General features: G+C 39.6%; 16 protein-coding genes. 10 read left to right on the forward strand and 6 right to left on the reverse strand.

The window, feature by feature from the left end; translation table 11 throughout:
* Window positions 1–219 precede the first annotated feature (219 nt).
* A complete protein-coding gene (locus tag D9K81_RS10210; protein WP_120375194.1) occupies window positions 220–726 on the forward strand; it encodes a YqiA/YcfP family alpha/beta fold hydrolase in 507 nt (168 codons plus the stop codon).
* A 154-nt stretch (window positions 727–880) separates the two neighbouring features.
* Here D9K81_RS10210 and D9K81_RS10215 read toward each other — a convergent pair whose 3' ends face one another.
* Window positions 881–1,423: an adenine phosphoribosyltransferase gene (locus D9K81_RS10215; RefSeq protein ID WP_120375193.1), complete on the reverse strand. Its 543-nt coding sequence runs from the start codon at window positions 1,421–1,423 to the stop codon at window positions 881–883.
* A gap of 546 nt (window positions 1,424–1,969) precedes the next feature.
* On the opposite strand from D9K81_RS10215, the gene rubA reads away from it, so the two are divergent.
* The 5 genes from rubA to D9K81_RS10240 all read left to right on the forward strand — a co-directional run bounded on the left by rubA (window position 1,970) and on the right by D9K81_RS10240 (window position 6,984).
* Complete coding sequence (gene rubA, locus D9K81_RS10220; protein ID WP_068974687.1) at window positions 1,970–2,134, forward strand: rubredoxin RubA; 165 nt, start codon at window positions 1,970–1,972, stop codon at window positions 2,132–2,134.
* 75 nt (window positions 2,135–2,209) lie between these two features.
* On the forward strand, window positions 2,210–3,391 hold the full coding sequence (locus D9K81_RS10225; protein WP_120375192.1) for an FAD-dependent oxidoreductase: 1,182 nt from the start codon (window positions 2,210–2,212) through the stop codon (window positions 3,389–3,391).
* Between the two features lie 58 nt (window positions 3,392–3,449).
* Window positions 3,450–4,388 (forward strand): esterase EstB, encoded by a 939-nt coding sequence (estB, locus tag D9K81_RS10230; RefSeq protein ID WP_120375191.1) that lies wholly within the window; start codon window positions 3,450–3,452, stop codon window positions 4,386–4,388.
* A 13-nt stretch (window positions 4,389–4,401) separates the two neighbouring features.
* Complete coding sequence (gene oxyR, locus D9K81_RS10235; RefSeq protein ID WP_120375190.1) at window positions 4,402–5,307, forward strand: LysR family transcriptional regulator OxyR; 906 nt, start codon at window positions 4,402–4,404, stop codon at window positions 5,305–5,307.
* 1,038 nt (window positions 5,308–6,345) lie between these two features.
* Window positions 6,346–6,984, forward strand: coding sequence for a transcriptional regulator (locus tag D9K81_RS10240; protein ID WP_121523270.1), 639 nt, complete (start codon window positions 6,346–6,348; stop codon window positions 6,982–6,984).
* 133 nt (window positions 6,985–7,117) lie between these two features.
* On the opposite strand, the gene ppk1 is transcribed toward D9K81_RS10240, so the two are convergent.
* Window positions 7,118–9,199 (reverse strand): polyphosphate kinase 1, encoded by a 2,082-nt coding sequence (ppk1, locus tag D9K81_RS10245; RefSeq protein WP_120375188.1) that lies wholly within the window; start codon window positions 9,197–9,199, stop codon window positions 7,118–7,120.
* A 114-nt stretch (window positions 9,200–9,313) separates the two neighbouring features.
* Complete coding sequence (gene mtgA, locus D9K81_RS10250; RefSeq protein WP_120375187.1) at window positions 9,314–9,988, reverse strand: monofunctional biosynthetic peptidoglycan transglycosylase; 675 nt, start codon at window positions 9,986–9,988, stop codon at window positions 9,314–9,316.
* A gap of 78 nt (window positions 9,989–10,066) precedes the next feature.
* On the opposite strand from mtgA, the gene D9K81_RS10255 reads away from it, so the two are divergent.
* Window positions 10,067–10,897 (forward strand): rhomboid family intramembrane serine protease, encoded by an 831-nt coding sequence (locus D9K81_RS10255; protein WP_120375186.1) that lies wholly within the window; start codon window positions 10,067–10,069, stop codon window positions 10,895–10,897.
* 103 nt (window positions 10,898–11,000) lie between these two features.
* Here the strand turns inward: D9K81_RS10255 and D9K81_RS10260 are convergent, their stop codons facing one another.
* Both D9K81_RS10260 and D9K81_RS10265 read right to left on the reverse strand, forming a co-directional pair.
* Window positions 11,001–13,481 (reverse strand): ABC transporter permease, encoded by a 2,481-nt coding sequence (locus tag D9K81_RS10260; protein ID WP_120375185.1) that lies wholly within the window; start codon window positions 13,479–13,481, stop codon window positions 11,001–11,003.
* A 2-nt stretch (window positions 13,482–13,483) separates the two neighbouring features.
* Window positions 13,484–14,209 carry an ABC transporter ATP-binding protein gene (locus tag D9K81_RS10265; protein ID WP_120375184.1) on the reverse strand — a complete coding sequence of 242 codons (726 nt, stop codon included), beginning with the start codon at window positions 14,207–14,209 and terminating at the stop codon, window positions 13,484–13,486.
* A 24-nt stretch (window positions 14,210–14,233) separates the two neighbouring features.
* Between D9K81_RS10265 and D9K81_RS10270 the strand changes: the two genes are divergently transcribed.
* Entirely contained in the window at window positions 14,234–14,875 is a 642-nt protein-coding gene (locus D9K81_RS10270; protein WP_120375183.1) for an arylesterase, read from the forward strand.
* Between the two features lie 66 nt (window positions 14,876–14,941).
* Here D9K81_RS10270 and D9K81_RS10275 read toward each other — a convergent pair whose 3' ends face one another.
* Window positions 14,942–15,556, reverse strand: coding sequence for a carbonic anhydrase (locus tag D9K81_RS10275; RefSeq protein ID WP_117007665.1), 615 nt, complete (start codon window positions 15,554–15,556; stop codon window positions 14,942–14,944).
* A 485-nt stretch (window positions 15,557–16,041) separates the two neighbouring features.
* On the opposite strand from D9K81_RS10275, the gene D9K81_RS10280 reads away from it, so the two are divergent.
* Window positions 16,042–17,082, forward strand: coding sequence for an alpha/beta fold hydrolase (locus tag D9K81_RS10280; protein ID WP_120375182.1), 1,041 nt, complete (start codon window positions 16,042–16,044; stop codon window positions 17,080–17,082).
* A 15-nt stretch (window positions 17,083–17,097) separates the two neighbouring features.
* The gene (locus tag D9K81_RS10285; RefSeq protein WP_120375181.1) at window positions 17,098–18,105 is read left to right on the forward strand and encodes a hypothetical protein; all 1,008 of its coding nucleotides are present in this window, start codon (window positions 17,098–17,100) and stop codon (window positions 18,103–18,105) included.
* The last annotated feature ends 29 nt before the right edge of the window (window positions 18,106–18,134 follow it).

Genomic DNA, 18,134 nt, shown 5'->3' on the forward strand with positions numbered 1-18,134 from the left:
TGCAACGATATGGTTAAAAATAACTTCTTCAATCAGTATTTAGCCTAACTAAAATATACATAAGCCCGCCCTATGCGTGCCTTATCCCTTAGTAGATTAGACCAATAGCTAAATTATCTTTTTATTATTAGGCCCTACAATAACTGAATCGTATTGATTGAAAATTACATTATTTTCAATTGCCAGATATTTTAAAAAAATTCAGTGCGAACAAAAACAATGACTTCTTGTGTATCTAAAATTCTGTTTTTGCATGGACTAGATTCTTCCAAAGAATCGACCAAATTCCATGCGATTGATGCCGAACAAAAGTACTGCATCAATATCGACTACCGAAACCTCAATTTTCGGACAGTGGCTGACTTTTATCACGATATTATTCAAAAGATTCAACCTGAGATTATTGTGGGTCATAGTTTAGGTGGCTATTGGGCCTTAAAAATGTCACATGCCCATCACATTCCCTGTGTAATTGCCAATCCAAGTCTTAAGCCAAATTTTCGTGATGACTACCCTGCAATTAGCGATTACGATTTAGATCATGATATTCCTCAACTCGCCTATTTAGAGTTAGGCGATGAAATACTCGATATGTACGAAGTTAAACACCAATTAGAAGATTATATGCAAGTGGAAACACATTCAGGTGGACACCACCGTTTAGCGCATCCCGAATGCATTAACGTGTTAATTCAACAAATTGAAAACTCTTACCACCAAGAATAAACTTTTAGAGTCAATTGATATAAAAAATATCTGCTCGCCATACACAAATCTTATTGCTCAACAATCTTCGGCTTACACTTAAAATCTTAGCGCTAGGCATAAAAAAAGCCTTGCATGAGCAAGGCTTTCATCAATGGATTCAAATCACCCGTCATTAAGCGGCGTTTGCTTCAGGCTTAGATTTATCATCTAATACTGTCCAAATATTCATACCTAAATCTTGGTGTAAGTCAGGAAGGTCTAAGAAAATACTCGCACCTAAAATTTCGTGATTACATTTTTCAGCTAGCTCTTTCACTGCTTTTAAGGTGCCACCAGTCGCCAATACATCATCCACAATAATGACTTTTTGTGCTTGAATTTCAGCAGACATTTCCAAACGATCCATACCGTATTCAAGACTATAACCAACACCCACCACTGGTGGTGGTAACTTGCCTGCTTTACGTACCAAAATAAGGCCCTTGCCTGTACGCTGTGCCAATAAACTAGCGAGTACAAATCCACGCGCTTCTACGGCAATAAAGCTGTCTACTGCGTCCAATTGTTCCGCAGGAATACTCGCAATTAAAGCATCCGTCAAAGGACCAACTTGAGTTAGGAACAACGGTGTTAAATCGAAGAAGCAAATACCAGGTTTTGGAAAATCTTGGACCGAACGAATGTGTGACCACAATGCAGTAGACGAGTTGCTCATAATAGGAGAAATTTAAAAAAGATAAGGAATGTGTGAATTTTAACGCTTATTCAATTAAATGAATAGTCAATATACAATTTACAGCGAGGGCAAACGCCTCAAAAAACAACTTAAACCATTGTTTTACAAACAAACATTTATTTTAAAAATATTCAGTATATATTCTTCTAATTCTAATCTAACGAATTGCAGTGTTCTTTCATACACGGCTTTAGTCTAAAAAAGGCATTTTTTTCAACTATCATTTCCTATAAGACTAAAAAATATTGACAGTGGTGTCATTTAAGCGATGCTTTAGCTTCATTTTTCAGTCTTCAAAATCTAATATTTTACGTTGTGACTGATGGGTTTAATGACAATTTCTGTCCTCGGCTGACATTCTGCTTTTAATTTCACTGTTTAAACTCTTATGCACTTTACTTTATGCTCAGAACTGCGTAAAAATTTAACCGAAGTTAATGCTGTTTAAAGTCAAATTATTAGAGTCTTGCAGTAGATTGAGTTTTTCTGACTGTTTATACATATAGTCAGTTTTTGGAGAATCAAATGAAAAAGTATCAATGCATCGTTTGTGGATGGATTTATGACGAAGCAGAAGGTTGGCCTCAAGACGGTATCGTCGCAGGTACAAAATGGGAAGACATTCCTGACGACTGGACTTGCCCTGATTGTGGCGTGTCAAAAGCCGACTTTGAAATGGTTGAAATCTGATACATCTTTAAAAAGACCATACACTTATGGTCTTTTTTTACGTCTTAATAAAATAGAATCTCTTTGGAGTCGAGTATGCACCCAATTGTCATTATTGGTTCAGGTATGGCTGGTTATGCTGCTGCACGTGAATTTCGCAAGCTAAATACAGAACAAGAACTGGTTATGATTTGTGCTGACGATGCAGCCAATTATGCAAAACCGACCCTATCCAATGCTTTTGCATTAAAAAAAGCCCCTGAGCAAATCGCACTTGGTGATGCCGAAAAAATGGCAACACAACTCAATATGCGCATTGTAAGTCATACTTGGGTTAAAAACATTGATGCAACAGCACAAGAAATTCAACTTGAAAATACCCAAGGTGAAGCTTCAACCCAAGCTTACTCTCAGTTGGTACTTGCCGTAGGTGCTCATTCTATCCGCTTAGCGATTGCAGGTGATGGTAGCGATGACATTCATACCGTCAACAGCTTAACCGAATACAAAAATTTCCGTGCATGCTTAGACCAACGTCAACATAAACGTGTGGTGATTTTAGGTGCTGGCTTAATTGGTTGTGAATTTGCCAACGATCTCCAAAATACAGGCCATGAAGTAACAGTTGTAGACTTAGCACCACTGCCTTTAGGTCGTTTGCTACCTGCGCATGTGGCTGAATCTTTTAAAGATAAGCTTTCATCTACAGGTATTCAATTTGTATTAGGTACAACAGTTGAAAAAGTTGCCAAAAATGCCGATGAAACTTATAGCGTTGCTTTAGCCAATGGTCAAAGCTTTACAGCAGATGCAGTACTATCTGCAATTGGTTTACAACCTAATCTTGCACTCACAGCAGAAGCGGGCATTCAAACCAGCCGTGGCATTGTGACCAATGGACATTTAGAAACCAATCAATCACACATTTATGCTTTAGGTGACTGCGCAGAAGTGAATGGATTGCTGCTGCCATACGTTATGCCAATCATGCAACAAGCGCGCGCATTAGCAAAAACCTTAAATGGTGAAACAACTGCAGTGCACTACCCTGCTATGCCCGTCGCAGTAAAAACACCAGCTGCACCGTTGACCGTTTTACCTGCACCATTAAATGTAGAGGTTCAGTGGGAAACTGAAGAGTTTGAAGATGGTATGCTGTCTAAAGCAATGGATAAAGAAGGCACACTGCGTGGTTTTGTACTCTTGGGTGCAACTGCGGCCAAGCAACGCCTAAGTCTGACCAAGTTAGTTCCTGACTTGATTCCTGCTTCAGTTTAAGGTTTAAATACATGAACGCTTCACGCATTGAAGCGTTCAGTTTTTCAGGAAAATAAAAATGAATAGTGCCCTGCAATACCAACCCTCGCCTTACACGCCATTTATGCATGAAACAAAAGTGGACTTGGGCAATGGCATTGAATTACATGTCGAGGTTGGAGGCAATCCTGAACACCCCACACTATTATTAATTATGGGTTTGGGCGCACAAATGTTGTATTGGCCCGATTTTTTCTGCAAATCGCTGATTGATCAAGGCTACCGTATTATTCGCTATGATAATCGTGATATTGGACTTTCCTCAAAAGTTCGTCATAAAGGTCCACGTTTAAATACACTCAAACTGATGGGGCGATTTGCACTGGGTTTAAACAACCAAGGCTCACCTTATAATTTATATGACATGGCCAATGATGCTGCCTTATTAATTGAACGCTTAGGCTTAGATAAAGTTCATGTTATTGGTGCATCTATGGGGGGCATGATTGCGCAAATTTTAGCGGCGCAACATCCAGATAAAGTACAAAAACTTGGCCTGATGTTTACCAGTAATAACCAGCCTTTATTACCACCACCCTTTCCAAAGCAACTATTTAGCTTAATTGGCAAGCCCGAATCTTCGGATGAAGAAGGCATTGTGAATCACAGTCTAAAAGTTTTTAAAATTATTGGCTCCCCTGGATTTGTGAATCATTTAGAAGCAATTCAGACCGCTCGTAAGTTATATCAACGAAGTTATTATCCTGCGGGTGTACTTCAACAGTTTTTAGCAATATTATGTACAGGCTCCTTGCTTAAACTAGATCAACAGATCGATCACAAGACGCTGGTGGTTCATGGCTCTAAAGATCGCTTGTTACCCCCTAGCCATGGTAAGGCAGTTGCTAAAGCAATTTCTGGCGCAAAATTTGAATTAATTGATGGAATGGGGCATGATATCCCACCGCATTTTATTCCATATCTTAGCGGGTTATTTGCTGATCACTTTAAATCATAAACACTAGGACACTATGGCTGCATTACCATCTCTAAGACAGCTATCATATCTTGTAACGCTGTCAGAAACGCTACATTTTACAGAGGCTGCGCGCCGTTCGTTCGTCACACAGTCTACCCTTTCTGGGGGTATCATGGAACTAGAGCGCCTACTTGGTGGTGTTCTGGTAGAACGTGACCGCCAAAATGTACGTTTAACGCCACTTGGTGAACAAGTTGTTGGTCGCGCGCGTGTTTTATTGGCTGATGCACAAGACTTAATGCGTTTAAGCCGTGAAATGAGCGAACCGCTTACTGGTGATCTGCACCTTGGGATTATTCCAACGATTGCACCTTTCATTCTTGCTCAATTGCTGGATGAAGTGCACAAGCAATTGCCTAAAATCCAATTGCACTTGCATGAAGCACAAAGTGAAAAAATTGTTGAACGCTTAGAACACGGCAACCTCGATATGGTTGTTCTTGCTCTACCTTTTGACACACGTAGCTTAAAAGTTGCCGAAATTGCGAAAGAAAATCTATATTTGGTTTACCATAAAGCAGATCAAAATGCTGCGCATGCGACCTCTTTAGATAACTTAGACCTTTCTCGCTTAATGCTTTTAGAAGAAGGCCACTGCCTACGTGATCATGCACTCAGTGCATGCCCAATTGGCGAACGTAAAAATGACCATCGCTTAAAAGCAAGCTCATTGCCAACTTTGGTTGAAATGGTCTCTGCAAATCTTGGTTTCACCTTGTTGCCAGAAATTGCGCTTCACACCAATATGATTAAAGCCAACCCAGATTTGGTTATCAAACCAATTGAAGCTGGCCCAAGCCGTACTTTGGCTTTAGTGACCCGTAAAAGTACACCACTACAAAGCGAGTTTGATGTGCTACTTCAAATTTTGCAAAAGATTACGAATAACTTACACTGAGTTTAGCTTTAAACTTTCGTTCAAGTTATTAAAGACCTGAGCCGTATAGCCCTTCCCCTGTCAACAGTAAAGGTGCTATACACTCAGGTTTTTTATATTCTTAGATTAGCATTTAAAGATACTAAATCAGTTTTGACTAAGTCCCACACTCGGCCATACAGATAAACATGAATGCAAAAGACATTCAATTTCGCTTATCGTGACATAGATTTTATTGCTTAAAATTTTGACCCAATCTTTATGACCAAGCTAATGAGTAGTTGAACGTCATAATCCAATTTTAGATCACGCTGATCCTTCGGTATTCAATATATGATTTATCCAATGAAGTACTCGGGATAGGAGCTGTATTTCATTTGCATAATAGTAGAAAAGAAAAAAGGGCAAACCAAAACGGTTGCCCTAAATAAGGTAAGACGTAAATGAAATCTCATTTACTTCCTTTAGAAATCTTCTCACTAGCCAGATCAGTTTGAAGATGTGTTTATCTTAAGTTCAGACGGCGTGATTGACTATCCCTATTTTTGGGTATTTTTGCAAAGAAATATTGTTTTATTGATAATTTTTTCTTCAAATATCATCAAGATGGCCTATTTTTAGTGACAAACATCACACTTTTCATTTTTAGAAATTATTCCAAACGTTAAATTTTCTCTCCATCATTTAACCCTCGGCATTCACTCCAACTTCAATTGGGTTAAAGCAAACATAGAAATTTAATATACCTCTATATATTAAATTAATGTATAACTTTTAGAGTCATAAAAATCTAAATACCGATATTATTTTATAATGAAAATTAACATAAAAATAACCGTAATAGATATTATTCACATAAAGAAAAAGATTTTAAAACAATATTAACATAACTTTAAAAATTAAAAATACCAATTATTCAACAAGTACTTAAATATAACTCACCTTAAAAATCACCATTTCTAGGTATATGCGAAGCATTATTTTTAGGGCACAGTAGGTCAATATAAAAATATTGAAATACAAATTTTAATTCACGAGTATTTTATTTAGAGCGATTTAATGGTTTCAATTCTAAGTTTACCGGTCCCTGTATTGATTATTCATCAATACTCGAATATACCGCATACGCACATACATGAAATACTGGTGAACTTCGGATATCCTGAAGATGTTATTTTGCACACTTCAGATTTAAGTCAGGCGACTCAGTTCATTGAACAGCATTTACCTAACTTAATTTTATGTGCTGTCGAAGACTTTGATGATTTAGTTTTTTTACAATCTACACAAAAAATCCATCCTGAAGCGCATCTCATTAGCTTACATTCATCTCTTGAATGCGAAGATATTTTGATAGCACTCAAGTCAGGTGCACATACATATTTGCTCAATAGTAGCGAAGCTGAACAACTTGCTGAGCATATTCGTATTATTTTACGTGGAGGCGCAATTTTACATCCTCAACTGGCAAATTATCTGTTAAATGCCCATTTAACATCGCCTGCTCAAATCGCGCATACACACTCAACAGCTCTTGCTGTTTCCCCCATTCCATATTCACCTATTGAAATTCAAATTTTGCAACAGTTTGCGCATGCACAGACGCTTGAACAAACTGCAATGCTCCTCCAACTTTCAACAGTACAAGTGAGTAATTTGGTTAAACAAATCTTGCGTAAGGTTGCTTTACATGATTAATAAAATCCAATACTAGCCTTTGTTTGGATCTCAATGGCTTTTAGTGTTCAAATTTAAATACACTGCATAAAAAAGCCTGATGCAAAGCATCAGGCTGATCTATTCAAACCACTTAACAATGATTTAATCGCATTTACTTAATCGCGTTTAAAAGCTCACGCTGTGCATTGTGCAAGGTTTCCGTTTCATTGGCCTGTACACGCACCCACTCACCATTGCCTTGCAATAACCATGCTTGTTGGTTCTCTTTTAAATAGTTCAACAAACCTTGCTGATAGATTCGTTTTTTCAAGGCTGGATCTTCAATTGGGAAACAAGCTTCCACGCGATTGAATAAGTTACGATCCATCCAATCTGCACTCGATGCGTAAATACGCGCATCGCCATTGTTGCTAAAATAGTAAACCCGCGTATGTTCTAAAAAGCGTCCTACAATCGAACGTACACGAATATTTTCCGACAAGCCCGGCAAGCCTGGACGTAAGCAACAGATCGAACGAATAATCAAATCAATTTGCACACCAGCTTGAGACGCTTCATATAACTTATTGATTAACTGTACTTCAGTCAGCGCATTCACTTTGACAATAATTTGGGCAGGTTTACCTGCTTTTGCATTGGCAATTTCATCATCAATAAAATTAACCAATTGAGCATGTAAGGTAAATGGCGCATGTAATAGCTTTTTCAGCTTCGCCATTTTGCCCATACCGGTCAGTTCTTGGAAAATACGATGAACATCTTCACAGAGCTCTTTATCGGTAGTAAGTAAGCCATAATCGGTATAAATACGTGCATTTCCTGCATGGTAGTTACCCGTACCCAAATGTACATAACGCACTAGTTTATTATTTTCGCGGCGTACCACTAAAATCATTTTGGCATGCGTTTTATAGCCCACGATGCCATACACCACGACAGCGCCAGCTTCTTGCAATACATTAGCAACAGCAATATTCGACTCTTCATCAAAACGTGCACGTAGCTCAATCACCGCTGTGACTTCTTTACCATTACGTGCCGCTTCAGCCAGCACTTGTACAATTTCCGAGTCTGCGCCACTGCGATATAGCGTCTGTTTGATTGCCAGTACTTGCGGATCACGCGCAGCTTCACGGAGCAAATTAATGACAGGTGCAAAAGATTCAAATGGATGATGGAGCAGAATATCTTGCTTTTGCATCGCACTGAAAATATTTTCAGATTTTTTCAGCACCTTTGGAATAATAGGTGTATGTGACTCATAGCGTAAATGCGGACGTTTAAAGTTCGATAGCAAACGTGCTAAGTTGACTGGACCATCCACTTTGTACAGCTGTTCGTTATCTAAATCAAATTCGTCTAACAAATAGTTATAAATATGTTCTGGGCAGTTTTCAGTCACTTCTAAGCGAACAGCACGACCAAAACGACGCGAAGAAAGCTCGCCTTTTAAAGCTTTTGCTAAATCTTCGACATCTTCATTTAAAGCTAAGTCCGCATTTCGTGTCACACGGAATTGATAACAACCTGTTGCCGTCATCCCTGGGAATAAATCAGATACATGCTCATGAATAATTGCAGATAACATCACATGATGTTCTTTACCACCTGTCAATTCATCAGGTAAACGAACTACGCGTGGCAATGAACGTGGCGCTGGCACAACAGCTAAATCAATTTGACGGCCAAAGGCATCTTTGCCTTCCAAGGTCACAATAAAGTTTAAGCTTTTGTTGACTAAGCGTGGAAACGGATGCGCAGGGTCAAGGCTAATTGGCGTAAGGACTGGTGCAACTTGCTCTTGGAAATACTTTTTCACCCATGCAGATTGTGCAGGTGTCAGCTCACCACGGCGCAAGAAGCAAATATCTTCTTCACGTAGTTTAGGCAAAATTTCTTCATTTAAAATACGGTATTGGCGTTCAATAGCAGCATGTGCAGTCACAGAAATTTGATCGAGCACTTGTTTGGGTGTCAATCCATCCGGCGTATGGCTCTCGTTGCCTAGGTCTAATTGTTCCATCATGCCTGCAACACGGATTTCAAAAAACTCATCCAAATTGCGTGAAAAGATCAACAAAAAGTTCATTCGTTCCAATAAAGGATGCAATGGATCGACGGCTTGTTCCAAGACGCGCAAATGAAAATCTAGAATTGACAGCTCACGGTTAATGTAGCGATCGTTATAAGTATATTCAGGTTTTACAAGTCCTGTATCCGCTGCCGTATTCATATCTGCCCTACTCAAATGCTTAATTCACTGGCTGTAATTTAGTATGCTTCAAATTTGTGACAATTTCATAAAAAAAGCCGATTTTACTCAGCTTTTTTTTCATTTTTTAATCCATTAAGGAATATGACTATAACGCATATATTTCAAAATCAGCCCTTTGCGATATTTCAATTTACGGTCATCGCGGTGATCTTGATAATATTTAGGATTGGGCAAGATGGCCGCTAAAAATGCTGCTTGTTCGCGACTTAAACTCCGTGAGCTTTTACCAAAGTAATGCTGCGTGGCCGCTTCTACCCCATAAATATGATCCCCAAACTCAACCGAGTTTAAGTACACTTCTAAAATACGCTCTTTTGACCACATGCGTTCCATCATCCATGTTGCGACAGCTTCTTGGCCTTTACGAATAAAAGAGCGTTTATTATATAAAAATAGATTTTTCGCCAATTGCTGTGAAATGGTTGAACCACCAGCAACGACCTTTCCTTTGTCCTTATTGCGTTCCATGGCAAATTGCATGCCCGCCCAATCAAAACCATTATGCTGTAAAAATTTACCATCTTCTGCCGCTACAACTGCGTGTTTCATATAATCACTGATCTGATCATAGTCACGCCATTCGTGCTGAATAGGTTTAGATGTGCTAGACCAATAATCCAAACGCATCATCATGGTAGTGTCAACTGGATTGGTACGCCACCAAACTAAACTTGAGAAAATCCAAAGCTGAATGAGGAGCACCACACTGACTAGAATTAACAAAGATCGGACAATAAAGGCTTTCATGTCAGTTTGTTGCTCCTGAATCTCACTATTTTCGTGTTAAGCTTATTTTTAAACGAATAATCACAGCAAAAGAATAGCATGCCTGAATACGCGCCTCCTAAAATCCATCGCAACAAAACCGACCTGCAATTATGGTGGTTTACTGCTCTGCTGATTGCCATCAATGTCTGTTTATTTGCTTGGCAAGTTTTACATGGCATGAACATTACGAGCCCAAGTACAGCGGACGCTATTCGTTGGGGTGCTGATTATGCACCTTTAAGTTATTTAGAGGAACCCATCCGCTTATTTACCAGCATGTTTTTTCATTTTGGCCTGATTCACCTCGCCCTCAATATGTGGGCTTTATATATCTTCGGCAATATTGCAGAACAAATGTTAGGGCGCGCTTATTATATTGGCTTGTATCTATTGGCTGGTTTAAGTGGCTCTTTGCTCAGTGGCTATGTCACAATCCGTGACTCTTATGAACTTTTACAAATAGGCACGGCCAACGCAAGCTTAATGCCAAGTGTCGGTGCTGGTGCATCAGGTGCAGTCATGGGCTTAGGTGCTACTCTGACTGTAATTTCACTATTTCCAAACTTGCCTCATCAGCGTTTTTTATTGGATAAAAAAACCTTGCTCATGGTGATGGGCATTAACTTAGCCATGGGTTTTAGCATTAGTGGGATTAATAATGCAGCGCATATTGGTGGCATGTTGATGGGTGGCTTTTTAGCGCTAGCATGGTATTGGGGTGAAAAAATCCAACGCCCTCGCCTAATTCAATGGATTGCACTGATTGCAGGAGCCATCATTTGTTGGGCGGTTTATCAGTACTGCCTGATCAAAGTGGCGGCAATTGCGCCGTTTTGGCATGAGCTGGTGCAATGGATGACGCAATCTTTACAACAGCCACAGGCTTAAAACCCTATCTCTGTCAAAAGCATATTTTCAAAAATGAAGCCCAAGTGATCACTCACTTGGGCTTCATTTTGATGAGCTTAAACTCAACTACTTAGCACTGCTATTAATTCAACTCTCTTAAGCTTTTTAAAGGTGGGATGTCACTTAAATAGCTCAATCGATAGCGTCCAATCAGCATACATAATAACGTCATACACAGCGGTAAAATCCACCAAATTTCCCAATGAGCTTGTACTACCAGCTCCATTTTATAACTGGCAATCGCACTAATAACTTCGGCAAAAAAGCATGAAACCACACCCGCAATAAAGCCCATAAAGCCTATTTCTAAGCTCAGCATGCGTTTCAGTTTTTGTTTAGAGCTACCAAATGAACGTAACAATGCCACTTCACGCTTACGTTCATCCATCAATAAATTTAAGCAGGCAATCAGAACCAATATGCCTGACAGTGCAACGAGCATGGCCAAGATACTTATAATTTGAACCAACAAACCGACAATGCGCTTTACTTCATCGAGTACCAAACTGACATCGATAAATACTGTATTGGAGAACTGCTGAATTATGTCAATCAATAGATGCTTTTGTTCGGGTGGCACATAAAAGCTCGCCAAATAACTTCCCGCATTTTCATCCATCGTTTTTGGCGAAAAAATAAAAAAGAAGTTCGGACTAAAACTCTCCCATTCCACGCTTCGCAAGTTAATCACTGTCGCCTGTAAAACACCTTCAGGTAAGCTAAAAGTGAGTCGATCACCAATTTGAATGCCAAGCTCAGTCGCCGTTTTTGCTTCCACAGACACTTGATGAGATTGGCTAAATTGCGTCGCACCACTCACAATAATGTTATCACTTGGAAATGTCTTGGCTTGAGTCAAATTCAGCTCACGGCGCAATGAATTATTGTGTTGTACCAATTGAGTCGCAAAAGGTTGATCATTTTTAGCCACCAAGCGCCCGCGCACATTTGGGTATAGTGGTGTGCCCTTCCAGCCATGTTGGTCCAGCTGTTGCTGAAATGCATCTTTCTCAAACGGAGGTAAACCATATACAAATTGGTTAGGCGTACCTTCTGGCAATTGCTGTTGCCAGCGCTCAAGTAAATCTGTTCGCAATACCGCCAGTACCGTAATTAAACTCAGCCCCAGCGCCAAGGCGGTAATTTGGAATGCGGTCTGATACGGCGTTCGGACGTATGCGGACACCCCATTTTTGAGCTGTCGAATCAGTTTGAGTAATAGCCAAATCAAGCTATATAGCACAGCGCATAGCCCTAAAATCGCGCCCATCACCCATGCGCTAAGTACAATATTTTCAGTCAAAATTACACTAAAAATCATTAAACTCAGTACGCCAGAGATAAGCACCCAAAGCATTGACTGCACGGACTTTTCTTGCTGGCGAATCACGCGTATAGGTGGTGTATTAAGCAATTGCCAAAGTTGAGGTAACACAAAACCCAACAATACTGTGGCGCTGGTGACTAAGGCAATTGGCAATGGCCCCGAAAGCATAGCAAAGGCAGAGAAAGGAACACTTAATTGTGGTATCAACTGCATCATCAGTTGCAATAAGCCATAGCCCAGCGCGACACCAACACTAGTACCAAAGCACATGGCCAGAGCAAAAACGACCAACAACAATAATAGGTAGGTTTTAAAAATCTGAAGCTTTGAAGCCCCCATACAACGCAACAAAGCAATATGATCTTGATTTTGCAATATATAACGCTGGCTACTTAGGGCAATTGCAATACCACATAGCAAAATAGTTAAAATATTGGCCAGTTGTAAAAATGTATCTAAATTTGCAATGGACTTCATTAAGCGTGTATTGCCTTCACTGGCATTTCTTAAGCGAAGTCCGGCTTGCTGTTCATCTTCAGCTTGTGCGACTTGTGCAGATTGAGGCTTTTGCTGATTTTTAAATTGTTTAAAGTCCTGTTCATATTGCTGTATGGCCTTAGACTCACCAGCCAATAACACCCGATAATCAATACGACTGCCCGTTTGAATGGCATTAGTTTTAGCGATATCTTGCTGTGCAATCATCACCGTTGGTGAAAAACCACTAAAGCCTAATTCCTGATTCGAATCATGCACAATTTTGCCCGTGACTCGAAATTCACCATCTGCAATATCAACACGATCCCCCACCCGAACCTTAAGCAAGTCCATGGCACGTTGACTTAACCAAACTTCACCCGACTGCAATTTCTGAACCTTAGGCTCAATCCTAAGTTCACCACGCAGTGGAAAGTTCGCTTGTATGGCTTTGACATTCACCATCACAAACTGCTCATCTGTATGAGCCATTGAACTAAAAACTGTTACTTCAGACTGCTTTAAGCCCAACTGCTTTGCTTGCTCCCGCCAGTTGGGGGGTATTGGCTGAGTATCATTCAGCACCAAATCACCTGCCAGCATTTCAGCAGCTTGCAAAGCCACCGCATGTTGTATTTGCTCATTGCTAAACTTAAGTGCCGTCGTAGCACTAATGGCCAAAGTTAAGGCAATAATGAGTAAATACACCCCAGTGGTTTGAAAGCTCTGTCTCAATAAAGGACTAAATAATGCATTCATCTTTAGTCCCCTTGCGAGTGCTCAATCAACAAGCCATCATGTAACTCAAAATGACGCTGGCACTGTTTTGCTAACTGCTGATCATGAGTGACCAATACCAATGTCGTTCCAAATTCACGATTTAGGCTAAATAGCAATTGCTCAATTTCTTTGGCAGTTGCCCCATCCAAATTTCCCGTTGGTTCATCTGCAAAGATAATTTTGGGCTGACGAATCAGTGCTCGAGCAATGGCAACGCGTTGTTGTTCCCCACCAGATAAAACCTTCGGTGTTTGAGAAACTTGGCGTGCCAATCCCAGACGTTCTAACAAAGCGAGAGCTTTTTTCTCGGCTGTTGCATAGTGAAATTTGGCATCTAAACGCAAAGGCAACATTACATTTTCTAAGGCTGTTAAATGTGGCAAAAGCTGAAAAGACTGAAAAACAAAACCAACATTCTTGAGGCGAATCATGGCGCGTTGTTCTTCATTGAGTGTTTCTATCGCTTCACCACAAACCTGCAAATGACCAGAGCTGGCCTGATCTAATGTAGCTAAAATTCCCAACAACGTCGACTTACCAGAACCAGAACGTCCTGTAATGGCAACCTGCTCACCTGCATAAATGTCTAAATTCAAATTTTCAAAAATACATAATTCTTTATCGGCAAGTTTTATCTTTTGTGTCAGTTGCTGGGCAGAAATAATTACCTGTGGCATGATGGATTTATCAGTCGAAGATTGGCTCATAATTTTCCTAATATGCGGACTTATATGCTAAAACGTGTACAAAAATGTAAAGTTAAAATTAGCTGTGTACCATGCGTACTATTGCTCAGTTTAAGTATGCTTCCTGTGTACGTACAGGCCAAAACCATTATGATTGTGGGTGATAGTTTAAGTGCAGGCTACGGCATAACCACACAGCAAGGTTGGGTAAATTTGCTACAAAAACGCTTAGACCAACAGTATCCGAAACAACACAAAGTGGTCAATGCAAGTGTGAGTGGTGAAACCACCAGCGGTGCTTTAGCACGTTTGCCAAAACTATTGCAAACCCACCGCCCAGACCTCGTGGTGATTGAATTAGGGGGCAATGATGGGCTGCGTGGGCAACCACCAAAAATGATTGAAAAAAATTTAGCGCAATTGGTTCAAAAGAGTCAGCAAGCCAAAGCCAAAGTGGTGTTATTTGGTATGAAAATTCCGCCTAACTACGGGACAGCCTATAGCAAAGCCTTTGAAAACAACTATAAAACTGTGAGCCAACAATACAAAATTCCACTATTGCCTTTCTTTTTAGAAGGCGTTGCGGGCAATAAAAACTTGATCCAAAGCGACCAAATTCATCCGAATGCCAAAGCACAGCCGATTCTACTGAATAACGCCTATCCTTCTATTCAGCGTCATTTATAAAAAAGCATTAGGCATAAAAAAAGGCGCTTATAAAAGCGCCTTTTTTTATGCAGAAACAATCAACGGTTAAAAGTCATAGAAACTTACTTTGCCTGTTTCAAGTGAATATTCTGCACCCACTACTTTTAATTTGCCCTGAGCAATTAAGCTTTCTAATACCGCAGAGCCATGACGTAATTGATTCACTGAAGCAAATACGTTTGAACGTACTGCATGCACAGACAATTTATCTAAATCATCTTTTAATTCAGTTTGTAGCAAAATTTCTACAGATGGGCGTACGCGGTTCACAATCGACATTAAGTTCGCTGAAGGTGGTGTGGCTGGATTCATTAATGCTTCAATCGTTGAGTGAATGGCGCCACAGTGCGTATGACCCAAGACAATCACTAATGGACACCCAAAGCTATCTGCTGCAAATTCCACACTGCCCACCTGAGATGGGGCAACAATATTCCCTGCAACACGAATAACAAACAAATCACCTAAACCTTGGTCAAAAACCATTTCGGCAGGTACACGTGAATCTGAACAGCCCAAAATAATTGCAAACGGCTCTTGGCTTTCTGCCATAGCTGCACGCTCTTGATGCGTCAAAAGCTTAAGGTGTTGTGTTTGACCACTGACAAAACGTTCATTACCCTTTTTTAAACGTTCTAAAGCTTCTTCTGCTGTTAGCATGTTCTTCTACCCTGATTTGAAGTTAATATATTTTATGCTTGCCTGTTTTGAATGTCACTTGCAAAAAGCAATAGTGCGTAATTTTTTTATAATATTTTGTTACATTTGTCACTTATTTAAATTTTGTATCTTTTCGAGCAAACAGACTGGCATTTAAATCATCTATGCAATCACTATACCAATTTAAACTCATCACTCCGTTCTGGGCTTAAATTTTTCAGATATTCTGAGAAATACCAAAATAAATCTAACTTTGCCCAATACAAGAATGCTTCACTTACCCATAAAATTCTTCTTTTATTTAAACAGATCACATTTTAGACTTGGTTTTTCACGCTACGTTCACAACAAAATCGTGACTTATAATGCATTTACATTAAAATGGAAGAATAAGTCATTTCAATTAAAGCATTCTTTTGCAAGCAATAAATTGATCTACGAATCACGATAATAATTTTTAGCCTATTTTTAAGGGGTAAATGTCAATGAAAGGATTGCATTTGTCTGCACAAAAGATCCTACAGCTTGCTGGCTTCTGTTTAGCATGTACCACAAGTGTATCTGGATTGAGCGCTCAAGTTCAGCAACCAACATCTACATTTTCCACGCCTTATATTTTACAAGACTATTTAAGCCAACAGCGCAAAGCGGCTGGATTGGTATCTAAAAGTATTCAAGTCGGCAATGTAAAATGGAGTTATAACGAAGGTGGCTCTAGAAGCTCTCCCTCTATTCTATTGATTCATGGTCTTGCGGGTAACCGCGATAACTGGAACCGTGTAGCGCATTATCTTACGCCTTATTATCATGTGATTATTCCAGACTTGCCTACCAATGGTGAAACGCAAGTTCCTTCCGATTTTGATATTTCTGTTCCCAATGTAACCGAGCAACTGCGTCAATTTGTCGTTAAAATTGATGTAGAAGATAAGCTAAATATTGCAGGTCATTCATTGGGTGGTTCAATTGCAACCTTATATGCTTCGCAGTTCCCCTTCGATACGCAAAGCCTATTTTTGGTCAATAGTGCTGGAATTTATAAAAAAGCCAATACCATTTATAGCAAAGACCCATATTTTCTTAAAAATTTGATTGTGAGCAAACCTGGTGATTTAGATGAAGTGAGTCACCAACTGATGCAACAACCACCTAGCATCCCTTTTAAACTGAAACAAGCTCAAGAAAAAGTCCTGATTGCCCAGTCGTATCAAACACAAAAAATGATTGAGCAAATTATTACACTTAATCGTATTTATACCCCAGACAGTTTTGCTCGATTGGCGCGTAATGTTGAGGCTCCCACTTTAATTTTATGGGGCAAGCAAGATAAGATTATTAATGTTGAAGCAGCAAATGAATTAAAATCTTTATTGAAACGCGCGGAAGCTCCTGTCATTCTTAATAACGTCGGTCACATGCCCATCATAGAAGCCGAACAAGAAGTGGCAAATCACTATTTACCATTTCTGGCCAAAAGCCAAAAATTCGTCAATCCCCTTACGGATAAACTCATTCCTTTAAATTAGGTACACCTAGACAGTATGCAAAAGCACCCTATGATTGAGCAGCTCATTGAAGCTCAACTTAATTTCTTAGATCACACTTTTAGCCAAAACATTACTGTCGATACTGAGTTTGTTCATTTTTACCAATGGTTTCGCAAGCAAGCTCTGCAGCAACTGTGGTCTTTTGAGCAAATTCATAGCCTCATTGAAAAGCAAATCCTACAGACGCCTGCGTCTAGTTTTTTGATTGAACAAATTGCAGAACATATTAAATTCGCATTGGTGCATCCGATTAATGACAGCACTCAAATTGCCGATATTGTGCCTGTACTAACAGTCGATAAAATTGCGCAATACATTGCAAGTAAAAGCGGACACCGCCAACGCCTAATCAAAACCATGGTCAATAATCCTGCTTTTTCAGCCATGATTAGCCAACTCATTCAGCACTCGATTCAAGATTATTTAGATAACTCTGTACTGGCAAAAAGCGTACCGGGTGTATCGCGCTTTATGAAAATGGGCAAATCTGTATTGGAAAATGTGACCGATACTAATTTAGATGATGCGGTAAGTAAGTATTTGCAAAAAAATATTTTAAAGCTCAGTCAAATGAGTGAAACCGTATTAAACCAACACTTTGATGATCATAAGCTATATCACTTCCAAGCCAATCTATGGCATAAAATCAAAGCAATGCCAGTGTCTGTGCTGAAAAATTATATTGAAGTGCAAGACCTGCCAGCAACTGTCGGCATGGGCGCTGAAATTTGGGATTTTATTCGTCAAAGTGAATATTTAAAGCAACAAGTCCATGATGGTGTCTATGCTTGGTATATTCGCAATGCTGAACGTCCTTTTGACTTATTACTACGTGATTTAAATATTGATGAGGCATTGATTCAAAATCAATTGAGCGCGTTGCTACAACCTGTTATACAGCAAATGATTGGCTCTGGCTGGTTACGTGAACGTTCGCGCCACTATTTAGAACACTTTTATTATCAAGATTCTACTTTAGATATTTTAAATATTACAAAATAAAGTTTGTAGCAAAAATATTGATGATCATG

Source organism: Acinetobacter chengduensis, from assembly GCF_003664645.1.
GTDB lineage: Bacteria > Pseudomonadota > Gammaproteobacteria > Pseudomonadales > Moraxellaceae > Acinetobacter > Acinetobacter chengduensis.